Genomic DNA, 17393 nt, shown 5'->3' on the forward strand with positions numbered 1-17393 from the left:
TGACCCTGCCATGACCTACTGCATCGGCATCCGCCTGAACGCCGGCCTGGTGTTCCTGAGTGACAGCCGCACCAATGCCGGCATCGACCAGATCAGCACCTTCCGCAAGATGATGGTCTACGAGAAGCCGGGCGACCGCTTCATGGCGCTGCTGTCGGCCGGCAACCTGAGCATCAGCCAGAGCGTGCGCGAGATCCTGCAGCTGGAAAAGCTGGATCGCGGCCCCGACCAGGAGCCGCTGACGATCTGGAACGCCGAGAGCATGTTCGACGCCGCCCGCGTGCTGGGCGCCGCGGTGCGCCGCGTGTACGAGCAGGACGCCCCGGCGCTGCGCAACGCCGGCATCGACTTCAACGCCAGCTTCATCTTCGGCGGCCAAATCAAGGGAGAGGCGATGCGCATGTTCCTGGTCTATTCGGCCGGCAACTTCATCGAGGCCACGCGCGAGACCTGCTTCTTCCAGGTGGGCGAGAGCAAGTACGGCAAGCCCATCCTCGACCGCATCCTGACGCCCGAGACGCCGCTGGACGAAGCCGCCAAGTGCGCGCTGGTGTCGATGGATTCGACGCTGAAATCCAACCTGGGCGTGGGCCTGCCGCTGGACCTGCTGGTCTACGAGGCCGACAGCTTCCAGAGCGCGCAGCATGTGTGCATCGACGAGCACAACGCCTACTTCCGCATGATCCGCAACACCTGGGGCCAGCGCCTGCACGAGGTGTTCGAGGCCATCGACGACCCGCGCTGGGACGGCGGCGACACCACCCACCCGCTGATGGGCGGCAGCGCGCGCTACGAGCCGATGCGCAAGATCAGCAAGCCGGGCGACCGCATCGTGTGATCCGGCGCGCCCGGCCGTCGGCGGCGCGGGCGCAGCGGGTTTTCCCGCATCATGCTGCAGCGCGACGGCGTCGATTCGTCGGAAGCGCCTCGGCCTGGCAGGCAGTCGGAGGGGTCGGCGCACAGCCCTTCCCATTGCCCCCGGCGAGGTGATCCATGGACCGACAAGACCCTTTCCTGCAACAGGCCGCCGCGATGCCGGCCATGCCCGAAGTCGCACGCAAGTTGTTGAAATCCTTCGATCGCGATGACCTGGCGATCGGCGAACTCACCCACCTGATCGGACAGGACCAGACCCTGTCGGCCAAGGTGCTGCGCATGGCCAACTCGGCCCGCTACGCCCCCACGCGCACCATCGCCGTGCTGTCGGACGCTGCGGCCTGCCTGGGCATGCGCACGCTGCGCGACCTGACCCTGTCGGCGTCGATGACCGGCGCCTTCCCGTCGCTGCCCGGCTTCGACCGCCTGGTCTTCTGGCGCGACAACCTGGCCAACGCCGCCTATGCCCAGACGCTGGCGCGCGGCCTCGACGCCGACCCCGACGTGGCCTACCTCGGCGGCCTGATGCTGCGCACCGGCCAGGTGCTGATGGCCATGGTGGTGCCGCAAGCCATGGCCGAGGTGGCCCGCCACCACCTGGACATGGACGTGGACACGCGCATCGGCTTCGAGCAATCCATCGTCGGGCGCTCGCACCCCACCGTGACCGCGGCGCTGGCCCGGCACTGGCAGTTCCCCGAGGCGCTGGCCTCGGCCTTCGAGGCCGCCGCCGAGCCGCTGGCGGCGCGGCCCTTCTGCCGGCTGGGCGCGGTGCTGCGCCTGGCCAGTGTGGTGACCGAGTCGCGCGACCGCGGCCTGAGTGCCAGCGCCGGCCTGCTGGCCGCCCAGCCTGAGTTGGTGGAGCACCTGCAACTCGACCTGGAGTGGCTGGAAACCCACCTGCCCGCCCACGCCCTGGCCACGGCCGGTGCCGACATGCTGATGAACTGACAACCGGTGGCCGGTGGCCGATTGACGAAAAGGCCACCGCGCCGTCAGCGGCGTCAGCGGCGGCGCATGCGCCGCACGCCGGCCAGCACCGGCAGGCCCAGCAGCCACAGCCAGGCCGCGCCGGGCTCGGGCACCGCCGACGCCCAGGCCACGGCGGGCAGAGGCGAATCCACGCCGCCGATGCGCAGCAGCGTGACGCCGGGGCTCACCGTCAGCGACAGCTGCGCGCCGAAGTCCAGCGCCATCGGCGCGCCGGGCTGCGCCTCGATGGCGCCGCTGGCCAGCACGCGGCCGCGCAGGTCCAGCGCGGCATACAGGCTCACGAAGCCGCTGCACAGGCCGCGCGCCACGCTGCAGCCGCCGTTGTTCAGCATCCCGGCATAACCCAGCACGGCGCCGGCCACGTCCTGTTCGCTGCGCCACACCGGATCGAGCATCGGGTGCGACTCGCCGGTGTCCGCGCCGGCCAGCTGCAGGTAAGCCTGCACGCCGCCGATGCGGCCGTTGGCACCGGTGTTGCCATCCACCTGCCCGTCGATGCGCAGGCTCAGCGCCACGTGCACCGGCTCGGCACGGGCGATCGGGTAGACCAGTTCGAAGGTCTCGAACAACTCGGCGAACGGATAGGCCGCCACATACGCCTCGCGCACACCGCCGCCCGGCGCGGCGTAGGCCACATGCGTGGTGTCGAAGCGCAGCCCCAGGCGGCCGGCCAGCAGATCGCTGGACACCTCGGTGCTGCCGGCAAAGGCCAGCGCCTCGGGCACGCCCGGCTGGCGCAGCCCGGCACGGCCCTGCAGCACCACGCGCGCACTGTCGCTGACAGGCGCCGTGTCCTCGCGCAGGCTGGCCGCAGCGGCGTCGTTGAACGGGGTGGACGTCACCACCACGCTGTGCTGCAGCAGGCCGTCGCGCCAGCGGCTGCCGCTGACCTGGGCGTCCTGCAGGTCGCCGTTGGCCCAGGTGCCCAGCGAGGCACCCACCTGGGCCCGTCCGGCCTGGGCCACCAGAGGCAGGCCCAGCAGCAGGCAGCCGGCGATCACCCCCCGGCGCAGCCAGGCCGGGCCACGGCGCACCACACGGCGCACCACGCGGCCGCCCTGGCGACAGGATCGGCCCGCCTGTCGCAGGGCGCCGAGCGCCACGCCGCCCAGCATCAGCGCCCAGGTGCCGGGCTCGGGCACGGCGGTGGCGAAGTCGTACCCGCTCGCCCCCAGGGTGTTGAGGCCCGCCACCGACGGCGCCAGCCTGTAGCCGGCCGAGTGGTAGAAGTCGACCTCGGCGCTGCGCGCCACCCGGGCGCCGGCGGCGACGTAGGTGCCGGCGTAGAGCATGCCGTCGATGGCCAGCGTGTGGCCCACGGTGGTGTCCAGCGTCAGCGAGAACACACCGGTGGCCTGGTTGCGCGCATCCCAGTGCAGGCTGACGGCGGCACCGCTGCTCACGTCGCGCAGGCGGGCTTCGGCGATCGCATCGGCGCTGTAGCGACCGCCGATCTCGAAGTTCGGGCTGCTCACCGTGCCGTCCAGGCGCAGGTCCAGCCGGTAGCGCACCGGCGTGCCGGCGGCCAGGCCGGCGCCCTGCACCAGCACCTCGTCGTAGAAGCGCAGTTCGGCCGTGCCATCGGCGTAGCCGTCCTGCACCGTGACGCCACCGCTGCAGCAATAGGCGTAGTCGGACGCGGCATAGGCCTTGAGCAGGCCGATGCGCCCGAGCAGCCGCGCCGTGGCACTGCCATGCGCGGTGCTGGCAAAGCTGTCCAGCGCCTGCAGTTGCGTCGCACCGGGCTGGTTCAGCAGGTCGATGTCCTGGTTGTCGGTGCCGCCCAGGCCGGGCACCGGATAGGTGGTGACGGCATGCGCCCGTGCGTGGCCGCTGAACTGGTAGGTGGCCTGGGCCGGCAGCGACAGGCTGGCGGCCAGCGTCAGACTGGCCAGTCCGATGGCGCGTGCGAGGTTCATGCCCGGTCCTCCGTCGGCGATGTGGCGTCGATGCTGACGCGACGCCGCGCGCGCAACCATCCCGCACATCCCAGGCCGGCCAGCCACAGCAGCCCGGTGGCGGGCTCGGGCACGGCACTGGTCAGCATCTCCACGCGCAGGCCGGTGGGGCTTTGCGTGCTGAGGGTGTCGAACTCCAGCACGTTGACGCCCGGCAGGATGCCCTGGGTGATCGTGAACGCCTGCCAGCCGGTGGCATCGGGCACCGTGAAGCCGCTCAGCGCCATGCCATTGAGGCGGATGGCCACGCCGCCATCGTCGGCTGCCCAGCGGCCGACGATCTGCCAGGCCGGGGCACTGTAGGCCGACAGGTCGAAGGTGGTGCGGTAGGTGATGCGGTCGGTGCTGCCATCGGGCGCATCGGTGATGTACAGCGCGGCCGAGGGCGTGATCCACGACGAGGCGCCAGCCAGGCCATCGGTCAACCACGCGCCGGCCGGCGGCCCGCCCAGCGGTGCGCCATCGGCATCGTGGAAGGCATAACCCGGGCCAAACACCGATGGGCTGACGATCTGGTAATGCGGATCCACCGCATAGCTGGCCAGCGGCGCGCCGGCATTGTCGACACCGGTGTTGTACGGACCGGGCCGGGCGGCCAGCACGGGGCCGGCGGCCGCCAGCAGGACGCCGAGCGCCAGGGCGGCGCGGGTGATCGGATGCATGGTGTCACTCTCCTGGTTGGGGTTTCGGGGTGGCCCGCCCGGTGCCGGATGCAGGCGCACGGACAGCCCATGCACCAGCCAACGGCGCCCGACCCTGCCCCCGGACACGCGCCCCTGCATTCATGGGGGTAGGCCCGGCGTGCCCATGCGAAGATGGCCCGCATGCCGCCCGACACCCCGGCCGCGCTGCCCCCGGCCTGGGCCGCCGCCTACCCCGAGCTGAAGAAGATCGCCCGCGCGCGGCTGCACGCCGCCGTGCCGGCCGGTGCGCCGGTGGCGGGGCTGAACACCACCGCCCTGGTGCACGAGAGCTTCTTGCGCCTGGCGCAGCGGCTCGAGGCCCTGCAGTTCAGCAGCCACGGCCACTTCTACGCCTATGCCTCGCAGGTGATGCGCTCGGTGATCGTCGACCTCGTGCGCGAGCAGCAGGCCCAGCGCCGCGGCGGCGACCTGCAGGCGGTGACGCTGGACACCGCACTGTCCGAAGCGCTGGCCACGCCAGCCGACGGCACCGAGACCGAAGCCGAGGCCCTGCGCGTGGACGCCGCGCTGACCGCGCTGGCCCGGGTGGAGCCGCGCCTGGCCCAGGTGGTGGAGATGCGCTATTTCGCCGGCATGAACGACCTCGAGATCGCGCAGGCACTCGGCCTGACCGACCGCACCGTGCGGCGCGACTGGGACAAGGCGCGCGCGCTGCTGCGCACCATGCTCGCCGGATGAGCGTCCAGGCCCGGCGTCCACCGCGATGAACCCGCCACCGCTGCCTTGCCCGCCCGAGCGCTGGCCCGTGTTCAGCGCCCGGCTGGATGCCCTGCTGGCCTTGCCCGATGCCGCCGCCCGCGCCGCCGCGCTGGCCACCCTGCCCGCCGACGAGGCCGACCTGGCGCCGGCCCTGGCCGCGGTGCTGGCCGCCACACCCGCCACCGTGGGCGATGGCTTCCTGGATGCCGGCCCGCAGTGGCCCGCCAGCCCGGCCGGCGGCGAAGCGGACGCCGCTCCCGGCCTGCAGGCCGGCCAGCGCATCGGCCCGTATGCGCTGCTGCGCGAGCTGGGCCGCGGCGGCATGGGCGTGGTGTGGCTGGCCGAGCGCGCCGATGGCGCCTTCCAGCGCCAGGTGGCGCTGAAGCTGCCGCACCGCCACCTGCTGGAGAACCTCAACGCCGCCGCGGTGCGCGAACGCTTCGCCCGCGAGCGCGACATCCTGGCCGGGCTGGCGCATCCGCACATCGCCGCCTTCTTCGATGCCGGCGTCACGTCCGAGGGCCAGCCCTGGCTGGCGCTGGAGGCCGTGCCGGGCGAGCCGATCACCGACTGGTGCCGTTGCCATGCCCTGCCGCTGGCGCAGCGGCTGGCGCTGTTCGGCCAGGTACTCGATGCGGTGGACCATGCCCACGCCCGCTTCGTGGCGCACCGCGACATCAAGCCGGCCAATGTGCTGGTGACGCCCGAGGGCCAGGTCAAGCTGCTGGATTTCGGCATCGCCCGCCTGCTGCACGCCGACGACCCCGCCGGTGCCGACAGCACCGCGCTGACGCGCGAAGGCAGCGTGCTGGCCACGCCGCGCTACGCCGCGCCCGAGCAGCTGGCCGGTGGCCCGGTGACCGCCGCCACCGACGTGCATGCGCTCGGGCTGATGCTGTTCGAGCTGCTGACCGACACGCCCGCCTTCGACGGCGCCGCACCCGCACTCGCACCCGCGCGACCGCAGGACCGCGAGCCACCGCTGCCCTCGCGCCGCGCGGCCACCCCGGCGCTGCACCGCGCGCTGGCCGGCGACCTGGATGCGATCACGGTGCGCGCGCTGCAGCCCGATCCGGCGGCGCGCTACGCCTCGGTGGCGGCGCTGGCCGATGACCTGCGCCGCCAGCGCGAGCACCGGCCGATCCGCGCGCGCCGCATCACCGTGTGGGCCCAGGCATGGCGCTACGCAAGGCGGCACCGCCTGCCGGTGGCGCTGGCCTCTGCGCTGGTCGTAGCACTGCTCGCCGGCAGCGCCGGCGTGGCCTGGCAGGCGCACGAGGCACGCACCCAGGCGCGCCGTGCCGAGGCCGTGAAAGACTTTCTGCTGGGCGTGTTCAGCGCCGCCGATCCGCGCCTGGCCGGTGGCAAGCCCGATGGCGCCACCACCGCCAAGACCCTGCTCGACCGCAGCGCCGCGCGCATCGACGAACGCTTTGCCACCGACCCCGAGCTGCGCATCGAGCTGCTGCGCACCGCCGCCGACATCTACCGCGAGCTGGGTGAGCAAGGCGCCTACCAGGCCCTGCAGCAGCGCCAGCTGGCCCTGGTGCGGGATCGATTCGGGCCGTTGCACGACAACATCCTGACGGCCGGCCTGGAAGCCGCGACCCAGGCCTATTTGGCCGGCGACCCGGCCGAGTGCCGCCGCCTGCTGGCCGGCCTGGACGCGCCGATCCGCCAGGCCGGCCGCGACCGCTCGGCGCTGCGCGCGCACTGGTGGATGAACCAAGGCATCTGCCAGCGCGACCAGCCCGACCAGGCCGCCGCGCGCCTGGCCGCGCTGCAGCGCGCCGAGGCCCTGTTCGCCGATGTCGAGCCTGGCCAGCGCGGCCATGTCACGGCGTGGGCGGAGATCGCCACCGAGCACAACTCGGCGCTGCGCCTGACCGAGGCCATGGCCGCCAACCAGCGGGCCATTGCGCTGGCCGAGCAACTGCCGCAGCGCAACGAGGCCGAGCTGCAAACCCTGTACGGCAACCTTGGCCTGTACCTGCAGCAGGCCGGGCGGCTGGCCGAGTCGGCGGTGGCGCTGGGCCGCGCGGCCGACATCGCCGAGCGCACCAGCGGTGCCGACTTTCCCACCGCCTGGGTGCCGCGCGCCCGCCACGCCCGCACGCTGCACCTGGCTGGCGACCGCGCCGCCGCCCTGCCGCTGTTCGAGGCCCTGATGCGCCGCCTGCCGCCGGCCGAGCAGGCCACGCCCGACGCCAGCCTGGCGCGTGAGCAGTACGGCGAGCGCCTCACCGCCGAAGGCCGGCCCGATCTGGCGCTGCCGCTGCTGCAGGCCGCCGAAGCCGGCTTCCGGCGCAAGGCCAGCTTCGAGTTCGACCTGCGCCGCTGCCGGCGCAGCCTGGGCGATGCGCTGGCCCAACTGGGCCGCCTTGACCAGGCGCGCGAGGTGCTGGCCCTGGCCAAGGCCGACTACGAGGCGCATGACGCGCCGCAGGCCCAGCCCAGCGTGGCGATGCAGGAACGCTGGGCCCGCCTGCTGCTGGAAACGGGCGATCTGGCGGGCGCGCAGCAGCACTACCAGCGGCTGATCGCCGTGGCCGCCAACCAGAACTGGGCGCATGTGACGCTGGCCCATGCCGGCCTGGCGCGCGTGGCGCTGGCCCGCGGCGAGTCCGCGGCGGCGCTGCAGCACAGCGCCGATGCGCTGGCCGGCTGGCAGGCGCTCACCGGCTTTCGCGACGTGCGCATGCAGCACCACCTGTGGCGGGTGCGCGCCGCCGCGCTGCTGGCGCATGGCCAGGCGGGCCAGGCGGGCCAGGCCGCCCAGACGCCCCAGACGCCCCAGGTGGCCGAAGGCCGTGCGCTGCGCGAGCAGGCGCTGGCCGCCGCCCGCCGCACCGACGCGCCCGGCAGCCGCACGCTGACCCAGGCCGACTACCTGGGGCTGTGACGCGCCAGCGCGCTGGACGCGGCACTCCAATGGCCGCACCGGGCAGCCGCGACAATCCCGGCCCATGTCCGTTCCGCAGTCCGGCGATCGCGCCCACGCCCCCACCCTGGTCTTCGCCCACGCCAACGGCTTTCCGGCCTGCAGCTACCGCCAGCTGTTCGCAGCGTGGCGCGCCGCCGGCTGGCGCGTGGTGGCGCCGCCCATGCTGGGCCACGACCCGGCCTACCCGGTGGCCAGCAACTGGGCGCGGCTGCGCGACCAGCTGGCCGATTTCAGTGCCCGGGAAGCCCCCGGCGGCGCCTGGCTGGTGGGCCACTCGCTGGGCGGGCTGCTGAGCCTGATGGTGGCCAGCAAGCACCCCGAGCGCGTGCGCGGCGTGGTGCTGCTGGATTCACCGGTCATCACCGGCTGGCGCGCGCACAGCGTGCAGGTGCTCAAGGCCAGCCGGCTGATGCCGCGCGTGTCGCCCGGCAAGGTGTCGCAGACCCGGCGCATGGCCTGGCCCAGCCGCGAGGCGGCGCACGCCCACTTCGCGGCCAAGCGCAAGTTCGCACGCTGGGCGCCCGACGTGCTGGCCGACTACCTGCGCGACGGGCTGGTCGAGGCCGCCGACGGCAGCGTGACGCTGGCCTTCACGCGCGAGGTGGAAACGCGCATCTACAACACCCTGCCTCACCACCTGGGCACGATGCTGCGCCGCCACCCGCTGCGCTGCCCGCTGGGCTTCGTGGCCGGCACGCGCTCGCGCGAGGTGCGCCAGGGCGGGCTGGACACCGCCCACCGCCTGGCCGGCGAGCGCTTCGCCTGGATCGAGGGCTCGCACCTGTACCCGATGGAACGCCCGGCCGAGACGGCCGCCACGGTGCTGACGCTGCTGGGCACCATGGTCGCGGTCTGATCCCCGTCAGCCGGCCGCCGGGCGTGGCGGCGGGCTGTGGAAACTACGCACGTCAGGGTTTTCCCGTGGTCGCATGATGCGCGACCCCTGAGGAAAACCCTGATATGGCCGACCATTCCACCCCGATCACCGCTGCGGCTGCCAAGCCGCCGTTCTACCGCTCGCTGTATGCGCAGGTGCTGGCCGCCATTGCGCTCGGCGTGCTGCTGGGCCACTTCGCCCCGGCCACCGGCGAGGCCATGAAGCCCCTGGGCGACGGCTTCATCAAGCTGATCAAGATGATCATCGCGCCGATCATCTTCTGCACCGTCGTCGTCGGCATCGCCGGCATGGAGGACATGAAGAAGGTGGGCAAGACCGGCGGCCTGGCGCTGCTGTACTTCGAGATCGTCAGCACGCTGGCGCTGATGATCGGCCTGGTCATCGTGAACCTGGTGGGCCCCGGCGTGGGCATGCACGTGGACGCCAAGGCGCTGGACACCAAGGCCATCGCCGCCTACACCGCACCGGGCAAGATGGGCAGCACCACCGAGTTCCTGCTCAACGTCATCCCCAGCAGCGTGGTCGATGCCTTCGCCAAGGGCGACATCCTGCAGGTGCTGCTGTTCTCGGTGCTGTTCGGCTTCGCGCTGCATGCCTTCGGCGGCCGCGGCACGCTGGTGTTCGACTTCATCGAGAAGCTCAGCCACGTGCTGTTCCGCATCGTCGGCATCGTCATGAAGGTGGCGCCGATCGGTGCCTTCGGCGCGATGGCCTTCACCATCGGCAAGTACGGCGTGGGCTCGCTGGCCGCGCTGGGCCAGCTGATGGCCACCTTCTACCTGACCTGCGTGGTGTTCGTGTTCGGCGTGCTGGGCCTCATCGCCAAGGCGCACGGCTTCTCGATCTGGCGCTTCGTGCGCTACATCCGCGAGGAACTGCTGATCGTGCTGGGCACCAGCAGCAGCGAGAGCGTGCTGCCGCGCATGATGGCCAAGCTGGAGAACCTGGGCGCCAGCAAGAGCACCGTGGGCCTGGTGGTGCCCACCGGCTACAGCTTCAACCTCGACGGCACCAGCATCTACCTGACCATGGCCGCGGTGTTCATCGCCCAGGCCACCGACACGCCGATGACGCTGACCCAGCAGCTCACGCTGCTGGCCGTGCTGCTGCTGACCAGCAAGGGCGCGGCCGGCGTCACCGGCTCGGGCTTCATCGTGCTGGCGGCCACGCTCAGCGCCGTGGGCAACGTGCCGGTGGCCGGCCTGGCGCTGATCCTGGGCATCGACCGCTTCATGAGCGAGGCGCGTGCGCTGACCAACCTGGTGGGCAACGGCGTGGCCACGCTGGTGGTGGCCAAGTGGTGCGGCGAGCTCGACAGCGACCGGCTGGAACACCACCTGGCGCACGAGACGCTGGAAGAAGGCGACGCGCCCGAGGCGGTGCTGGACGCCACCGACGCGCAGATGGCCGGCCGCTGACCGCGGCGGGCGGCAGGCCTGCGGAATAATTGGTCATACGATAAGACCAAGTCGCAGCGAGCAGCTGCCAGCCATCCGCAGGAGACAAGCCGCCATGAGCCCCGCGCAAACGACCACCCCGACAGCCACCGCCGCCGCCACCGCCCGCTACCGCGGCGTGTTCCCGGTGGTGCCCACGCCCTTCCACCCCGACGGCAGCCTCGACCTGCCGGGCCAGAAGCGCGTGGTCGATTTCATGATCGACGCCGGCTCCAACGGCCTGTGCATCCTGGCCAATTTCAGCGAGCAGTTCGTGCTCAGCGACGACGAGCGCGAGACGCTCACGCGGCTGATCCTCGAACACGTGGCCGGGCGCGTGCCGGTGATCGTCACCACCACGCACTTCAGCACCGACGTGTGCATCGCCCGCAGCCTGCGCGCCCAGGCGCAAGGCGCGGCCATGGTGATGGTGATGCCGCCCTACCACGGCGCCACGCTGCGCGTGGGCGAGGCCGCGGTGGGCGAGTTCTACCGCCGCCTGGCGGCCGCGCTGGCCATTCCGGTGATGGTGCAGGACGCGCCGATGGCCGGCACGCCGATGTCGGCCGCCTTCCTGGCCCGGCTGGCGCAGGAGACCGCGAACGTGCGCTACTTCAAGATCGAGACACCCGGCGCCGCCACCAAGCTGCGCGAGCTGATCGCGCTCGGCGGCGAGGCGATCGAGGGCCCCTGGGACGGCGAGGAAGCCATCACGCTGCTGCCCGACCTGCACGCCGGCGCCACCGGCGCGATGACCGGCGGCGGCTACCCCGACGGCATCCGCCAGATCCTGGACGCCTGGACCGCCGGCGACCGCGACACCGCCGCCGAGCGCTACGCGCGCTGGCTGCCGCTGATCAACTACGAGAACCGCCAGGGCGGCATCCTCACCGCCAAGGCCCTGATGCAGGCCGGTGGCGTGATCGCCTGCGACGCGCCGCGCCACCCCTTCCCGCCCATGCATCCGGCCGTGCGTGAAGGCCTGCTGGCCACCGCACGCCCGCTCGACCCGCTGGTGCTGCGCTGGGGGCGCTGAGCGGCCCACCCCTATAATCGCGCTTTACCACCAGAGCATTCGTGGGCGGCGCCGGCCAGCAGCCAGGCTGAGGTCCCGCACGGATGCGTCACGACATGACCAAGTACGTCTTCGTCACCGGCGGTGTGGTGTCCTCCCTCGGCAAGGGCATCGCGTCGGCCTCGCTGGCTGCGATCCTGGAATCGCGCGGCTTGAAGGTCACCCTGATCAAGCTGGACCCCTACCTCAACGTCGATCCGGGCACCATGAGCCCGTTCCAGCACGGCGAGGTGTTCGTCACCGACGACGGTGCCGAGACCGACCTCGACCTCGGCCACTACGAGCGCTTCATCACCACGCGGATGAAGCGCAGCAACAACTTCACCGCGGGCCAGGTCTACAAGAGCGTGCTCGAGAAGGAGCGCCGCGGCGACTACCTGGGCAAGACGGTGCAGGTGATCCCGCACGTCACCAACGAGATCCAGGAATTCGTCAAGCGCGGCGCTGAAGGGCACGATGTCGCCATCGTCGAGATCGGCGGCACCGTGGGCGACATCGAGTCGCTGCCCTTCCTGGAGGCCGTGCGCCAGATGAGCCTGCGCGCCGGCCCCAATGCCGCCGCCTTCGTGCACCTGACCTACGTGCCCTACATCGCCGCCGCGGGTGAGCTCAAGACCAAGCCCACCCAGCACACGGTGCAAAAGCTGCGCGAGATCGGCATCCAGCCCGACGTGCTGCTGTGCCGCGCCGACCGCGAGGTGCCGGCCGACGAGCGCGAAAAGATCAGCCTGTTCACCAACGTGGTCCAGCACGGCGTGATCAGCATGTGGGACGTGGACACCATCTACAAGGTGCCGCGCGTGCTGCACGAGCAGGGCCTGGACGAGCAGATCTGCATGAAGCTGCAGCTTCTGACCAAGCCGGCCAACCTGCAGCGCTGGGACCACCTGGTGCACGAGGTGCTGCATCCGAAGCACCAGGTCACCATCGCCATGTGCGGCAAGTACACCGACCTATCGGACAGCTACAAGTCGCTGAACGAGGCGCTGCGCCACGCCGGCATCCACCACCACGCCCGCGTGAAGATCGAGTACGTCGACGCCGAAACGCTGACGCCCGACACCGTGGACAGCCTGGCCCAGTTCGACGCCATCCTGGTGCCCGGCGGCTTCGGCAAGCGCGGCATCGAGGGCAAGATCCTGGCCGCGCAGTACGCCCGCGAGCACAAGCTGCCGTATCTGGGCATCTGCCTGGGCATGCAGGTGGCCACGATCGAGTTCGCACGCCATGTGGCCGGCCTGGCCGACGCCAACTCCACCGAGTTCGAGCCCGCCACGCCGCACCCGGTGATCGCGCTGATCGACGAATGGCAGGACCGTGACGGCACGATCCAGAAGCGCGATGCCAGCAGCGATCTGGGCGGCACCATGCGCCTGGGCGCGCAGAGCTCCGACGTCAAGCCCGGCACCATCGCCTTCGAGATCTACGGCGCGGTGGTCACCGAGCGCCACCGCCACCGCTACGAGGCCAACGAGAAGTACCTCGACCAGCTGCAGAAGTCCGGCCTGGTGATCAGCGCCATCACCCAGCGCGAGAAGCTGACCGAGATGGTCGAGCTGCCGCGCGAGGTGCACCCGTGGTTCGTGGGCGTGCAGTTCCACCCCGAGTTCAAGAGCACCCCGTGGGACGGCCATCCGCTGTTCATCGGCTACATCGGCGCGGCCCTGGCCCATGCCGGCAAGCCGGCCGTGACCGACTGATCAGGGAGCGCGCGCGATGCAACTGTGCGGATTCGACGTCGGCCTGGACCGGCCCTTCTTCCTGATCGCCGGCACCTGCTCGATCGAGAGCCTGCAGATGTCGCTCGACGTCGCCGGCACGCTGAAGGAGGCCTGCACGGCGCTCGGCATCCCGCTGGTCTACAAGGGCTCGTTCGACAAGGCCAACCGCTCGTCGGGCACCAGCCAGCGCGGCGTGGGCCTGGACGCCGGCCTGAAGATCCTGGATGAAGTGCGGCGCCAGACCGGCCTGCCGGTGATCACCGACGTGCACGACGAGGCCCAGGTGGCCCCGGTGGCCGCGGTGGTCGACATGCTGCAGACCCCGGCCTTCCTGTGCCGCCAGACCGATTTCATCCGTGCCGTGGCCCAGTCGGGCAAGCCGGTGAACATCAAGAAGGGCCAGTTCCTCGCGCCCTGGGACATGACCAACGTCATCGACAAGGCGCGGGCCGCGGCCCGCGAGGTGGGTCTGAGCGAAGACCGCTTCCTGGCCTGCGAGCGCGGCGTGAGCTTCGGCTACAACAACCTGGTGGCCGACATGAGCAGCCTGGCCGAGATGCGCAAGTCGGGCGCGCCGGTGGTGTTCGACGTGACCCACTCGGTGCAAAAGCCCGGCGGCCTGGGCGGCAGCAGCGGCGGCGCGCGCGAGATGGTGCCGGTGCTGGCGCGTGCCGGCGTGGGCGCCGGCGTGGCCGGCCTGTTCATGGAAACCCACCCCGAGCCGGCCAAGGCCTGGTCGGACGGCCCCAACGCCGTGCCGCTGAAGCACATGCGCGCGTTGCTGGAGCAGTTGGTGGCACTCGACCGCGTGGTCAAGAGCCGGCCGCTGCTGGAAAACGACTTCGCCGCCTGACCCCGACCGGAGCCCCGCCATGCCCGCCGCCTACCTGATCGTCGAATCCAACATCAGCGACCCCGAGGCCTTCAAGCGCTACATGGCGGCGGCGCCCGAGGTGGTGAAGGCCTTCGGCGGCGAGTACCTGGTGCGCGGCGGCCGCATGGCCGTGCAGGAAGGCGACTGGACACCGGCCCGCCTGACCGTGCTGCGCTACCCCAGCTTCGAGGCCGCGCAGGCCATGTACAACAGCCCCGGCTATGTTGCGGCCCGTGCCCTGCGCCAGGGCGCCACGGCCTGCTTCAACATGGTGCTGGTCGAAGGGGTGGACGCGCAGCCGGTCTGAGCCGCCGCCCGCCCGAGAACCCCGCCTCGACCCGACCCGACCCGACCCGAGAATTCCAACTCCACTTTTCTGAGGACTTGCATGAGCGCCATCGTCGACATCGTCGGACGTGAGATCCTGGACAGCCGCGGCAACCCCACCGTCGAGTGCGACGTGCTGCTGGAAAGCGGCGTGATGGGCCGCGCCGCCGTGCCCTCGGGCGCCAGCACCGGCAGCCGCGAGGCCATCGAGCTGCGCGATGGCGACAAGGCGCGCTACCTCGGCAAGGGCGTGCTCAAGGCCGTCAACCACATCAACACCGAGATCTCGGAAGCCGTGCTGGGCCTGGATGCCGCCGAGCAGGCCTTCCTGGACAAGACCCTGATCGACCTGGACGGCACCGAGAACAAGAGCCGCCTGGGCGCCAACGCCATGCTGGCCGTGTCGATGGCCGTGGCCCGCGCCGCGGCTGAAGAGAGCGGCCTGCCGCTGTACCGCTACTTCGGCGGCATGGGCGGCGTGCAGCTGCCGGTGCCGATGATGAACGTCATCAACGGCGGCGCCCACGCCAACAACAGCCTGGACCTGCAGGAACTGATGATCATCCCCGTGGGCGCGCCGTCGTTCCGCGAGGCCCTGCGCTGGGGTGCCGAGACCTTCCATGCACTGAAGAAGATCCTGCACGACAAGGGCATCAGCACCGCCGTGGGCGACGAGGGCGGCTTCGCCCCCAGCGTCGAGAGCCATGAGGCCGCCATCCAGCTGATCCTGCAGGCCATCGACATGGCCGGCTACACCGCCGGCGAGCAGATCGCCATCGGCCTCGATTGCGCCGCCAGCGAGTTCTACAAGGACGGCAAGTACGTGCTGGAAGGCGAAGGCGGCATCGCGCTGACCGCCGCGCAGTGGACCGACATGCTGGCCAGCTGGGTCGACAAGTACCCGATCATCAGCATCGAAGACGGCATGCACGAGGGCGACTGGGACGGCTGGAAGCTGCTGACCGAGCGCCTGGGTGGCAAGGTGCAGCTGGTGGGCGACGACCTGTTCGTCACCAACACCAAGATCCTGAAGGAAGGCATCGACAAGGGCATCGCCAACTCGATCCTCATCAAGATCAACCAGATCGGCACGCTGACCGAGACCTTCGCCGCCATCGAGATGGCCAAGCGCGCCGGCTACACCGCCGTGATCAGCCACCGCTCGGGCGAAACCGAAGACTCCACCATCAGCGACATCGCCGTGGGCCTGAACGCCGGCCAGATCAAGACCGGCTCGCTCAGCCGCTCGGACCGCATGGCCAAGTACAACCAGCTGCTGCGCATCGAGGAAGACCTCGGCGAAGTGGCCGTGTACCCCGGCCGCGCCGCGTTCTACAACCTGCGCTGACCGGCGCAGCCGCGCACCCACCGCGACGACGAGAGGCGGCCCGCCATGCGCTTCGTCACCCTGGCGCTCGTGGCCCTGCTGGCCGTGGTGCAGTACAGCCTGTGGCTGGGTGACGGCGGGCTGCGCCACGTGGCCGCCAAGCAGCGCGAGCTGGACGGCAAGCTGCGCGCCAATGCCGAACGCCAGCGCACCAACGAGCGCCTGCTGGCCGAGGTGGACGACCTGCGCCAGGGCCTGGAGATGGTGGAAGAGCGCGCGCGCAGCGAGCTGGGCATGGTCAAGCCCGACGAGGTGTTCGTGCAATACCTCGCCAAGCGTTGAACAGCCTGCTCGCCGCGCTGTCCGACGCCCTGCTGCAGCCCCTGGCCGCCCCCGGCGGCAGCCCGATCACCGGGCTGGAGCTGGCGGCCTGCGTGCTGTCGGTGTGGATGGTGGTGTGCAATGCGCGCGTCAACCCGCTGGGCTGGCCGCTGGCCATCGCCAGCTCGGCGCTCTACGCCTGGCTGTTCGCGCACAGCAAGCTGTACGGCGAGGCCGCGCTGCAGGGCGTGTTCATCGCCGCGGCGCTGTGGGGCTGGTGGCAGTGGCTGCGTGGCACCGGTGACGACGGCGCGCCGCTGGCGGTGCGCCGCCTGGGCCGCGGCGGCCTGCTGAAGGTGGCGCTGGCCACGCTGGCCGCCTGGCCGCTGCTGGCGCTGCTGCTGTCGCACGCCACCGATTCCGACGTGCCCTGGCTCGATGCGCTGCCCACCGTGGGCAGCCTGGCCGGCACCTGGCTGCTGGCCCGCAAGTGGCTGGAGAACTGGCCGGCCTGGGTGATCGTGAACCTGGTCAGCATCGGCCTGTTCGCGGTGAAGGGCCTGTGGCTCACCGTGGGCCTGTACGCGCTGTTCACCGCCATGGCGCTGTGGGGCTGGAAGGCCTGGGCGGCGCTGGCGCGCGCGCCAGCCGCCGCACCGGCCAGCACGGCCCGCCCATGAGCGGCGGCACCACGCCGCGCCCGGCCCGGGTGATCGGCATCCTGGGTGCCGAGAGCACCGGCAAGACCGCGCTGGCCCAGGCCCTGGCGTCGCAGCTGGCGGCGGCCACCGGCCTGCGCTGCACCTGGGTGAGCGAGTGGCTGCGCCACTGGTGCGAGGCCGAGGGCCGCACGCCCCGGGCCGACGAGCAGGCCGACATCGCACGCGCGCAACATGCGCGCATCGACGCCGCGGCGGCCACGCACGACCTGGTGATTGCCGACACCACGGCGCTGATGACGGCGGTCTACAGCCAGCAGTTCTTCGGTGACGACGGGCTGGACACGCTGGCCGTGGCCCTGCACCGGCGCTGCGACGCCACGCTGCTGACCGCGCCGGACCTCGCGTGGCAGCCCGATCCGCTGCGCGATGGCCCGGCCGTGCGGGCGCAGGTGGACACGCGCCTGCGCGACATGCTGACGCGCCACGCCCTGCCCTGGCACGGTGTGCAGGGCCTGGGCGCGGCGCGGGTGGGATCGGCGCTGGCAGCACTGGCGCCGCTGCTGGCTCGCTGAGACGGG

Annotated in this window: 16 protein-coding genes; 14 read left to right on the forward strand and 2 right to left on the reverse strand. The window is 71.6% G+C overall.

Features of this window, described 5'->3' with window-relative positions; genetic code table 11:
* Positions 1-10: 10 nt before the first annotated feature.
* The gene (locus tag AACH10_RS01380) at positions 11-838 is read left to right on the forward strand and encodes a proteasome-type protease (RefSeq protein ID WP_341408556.1); all 828 of its coding nucleotides are present in this window, start codon (positions 11-13) and stop codon (positions 836-838) included.
* Positions 839-993: 155 nt separating this feature from the next.
* On the forward strand, positions 994-1827 hold the full coding sequence (locus AACH10_RS01385; protein ID WP_341408557.1) for an HDOD domain-containing protein: 834 nt from the start codon (positions 994-996) through the stop codon (positions 1825-1827).
* 53 nt (positions 1828-1880) lie between these two features.
* Here the strand turns inward: AACH10_RS01385 and AACH10_RS01390 are convergent, their stop codons facing one another.
* Together AACH10_RS01390 and AACH10_RS01395 are read right to left on the reverse strand one after the other, a co-directional pair.
* Positions 1881-3788 (reverse strand): PEP-CTERM sorting domain-containing protein, encoded by a 1908-nt coding sequence (locus tag AACH10_RS01390; protein WP_341408558.1) that lies wholly within the window; start codon positions 3786-3788, stop codon positions 1881-1883.
* Positions 3785-4489: a PEP-CTERM sorting domain-containing protein gene (locus tag AACH10_RS01395; protein ID WP_341408559.1), complete on the reverse strand. Its 705-nt coding sequence runs from the start codon at positions 4487-4489 to the stop codon at positions 3785-3787. Before AACH10_RS01395 ends, AACH10_RS01390 begins: the two co-directional genes overlap by 4 nt.
* 162 nt (positions 4490-4651) lie before the next feature.
* On the opposite strand from AACH10_RS01395, the gene AACH10_RS01400 reads away from it, so the two are divergent.
* The 12 genes from AACH10_RS01400 to AACH10_RS01455 all read left to right on the forward strand — a co-directional run bounded on the left by AACH10_RS01400 (position 4652) and on the right by AACH10_RS01455 (position 17387).
* The gene (locus AACH10_RS01400) at positions 4652-5209 is read left to right on the forward strand and encodes an ECF-type sigma factor (protein ID WP_341408560.1); all 558 of its coding nucleotides are present in this window, start codon (positions 4652-4654) and stop codon (positions 5207-5209) included.
* A 25-nt stretch (positions 5210-5234) separates the two neighbouring features.
* Entirely contained in the window at positions 5235-8132 is a 2898-nt protein-coding gene (locus AACH10_RS01405; RefSeq protein ID WP_341408561.1) for a serine/threonine-protein kinase, read from the forward strand.
* Between the two features lie 64 nt (positions 8133-8196).
* Positions 8197-9030: an alpha/beta fold hydrolase gene (locus tag AACH10_RS01410; RefSeq protein ID WP_341408562.1), complete on the forward strand. Its 834-nt coding sequence runs from the start codon at positions 8197-8199 to the stop codon at positions 9028-9030.
* A 104-nt stretch (positions 9031-9134) separates the two neighbouring features.
* Positions 9135-10490 (forward strand): dicarboxylate/amino acid:cation symporter, encoded by a 1356-nt coding sequence (locus tag AACH10_RS01415; RefSeq protein WP_341408563.1) that lies wholly within the window; start codon positions 9135-9137, stop codon positions 10488-10490.
* A gap of 94 nt (positions 10491-10584) precedes the next feature.
* Positions 10585-11544 (forward strand): dihydrodipicolinate synthase family protein, encoded by a 960-nt coding sequence (locus tag AACH10_RS01420; RefSeq protein WP_341408564.1) that lies wholly within the window; start codon positions 10585-10587, stop codon positions 11542-11544.
* A 95-nt stretch (positions 11545-11639) separates the two neighbouring features.
* Complete coding sequence (locus AACH10_RS01425) at positions 11640-13283, forward strand: CTP synthase (RefSeq protein ID WP_341408565.1); 1644 nt, start codon at positions 11640-11642, stop codon at positions 13281-13283.
* A gap of 16 nt (positions 13284-13299) precedes the next feature.
* Positions 13300-14157 (forward strand): 3-deoxy-8-phosphooctulonate synthase, encoded by an 858-nt coding sequence (gene kdsA, locus AACH10_RS01430; RefSeq protein ID WP_341408566.1) that lies wholly within the window; start codon positions 13300-13302, stop codon positions 14155-14157.
* 19 nt (positions 14158-14176) lie between these two features.
* A complete protein-coding gene (locus tag AACH10_RS01435) occupies positions 14177-14485 on the forward strand; it encodes a DUF1330 domain-containing protein (protein ID WP_341408567.1) in 309 nt (102 codons plus the stop codon).
* Positions 14486-14566: 81 nt separating this feature from the next.
* Positions 14567-15853, forward strand: a complete 1287-nt coding sequence (eno, locus tag AACH10_RS01440) for a phosphopyruvate hydratase (RefSeq protein ID WP_341408568.1) — start codon at positions 14567-14569, stop codon at positions 15851-15853.
* A gap of 45 nt (positions 15854-15898) precedes the next feature.
* A complete protein-coding gene (gene ftsB, locus AACH10_RS01445) occupies positions 15899-16174 on the forward strand; it encodes a cell division protein FtsB (protein ID WP_341408569.1) in 276 nt (91 codons plus the stop codon).
* A complete protein-coding gene (gene pnuC / locus AACH10_RS01450) occupies positions 16171-16833 on the forward strand; it encodes a nicotinamide riboside transporter PnuC (protein ID WP_341408570.1) in 663 nt (220 codons plus the stop codon). The genes ftsB and pnuC overlap by 4 nt, the downstream gene beginning before the upstream one ends.
* Complete coding sequence (locus AACH10_RS01455; RefSeq protein ID WP_341408571.1) at positions 16830-17387, forward strand: AAA family ATPase; 558 nt, start codon at positions 16830-16832, stop codon at positions 17385-17387. The genes pnuC and AACH10_RS01455 overlap by 4 nt, the downstream gene beginning before the upstream one ends.
* Positions 17388-17393 lie beyond the last annotated feature (6 nt).

The organism is Pseudaquabacterium inlustre (genome assembly GCF_038066595.1).
Lineage (GTDB): Bacteria > Pseudomonadota > Gammaproteobacteria > Burkholderiales > Burkholderiaceae_C > Pseudaquabacterium > Pseudaquabacterium inlustre.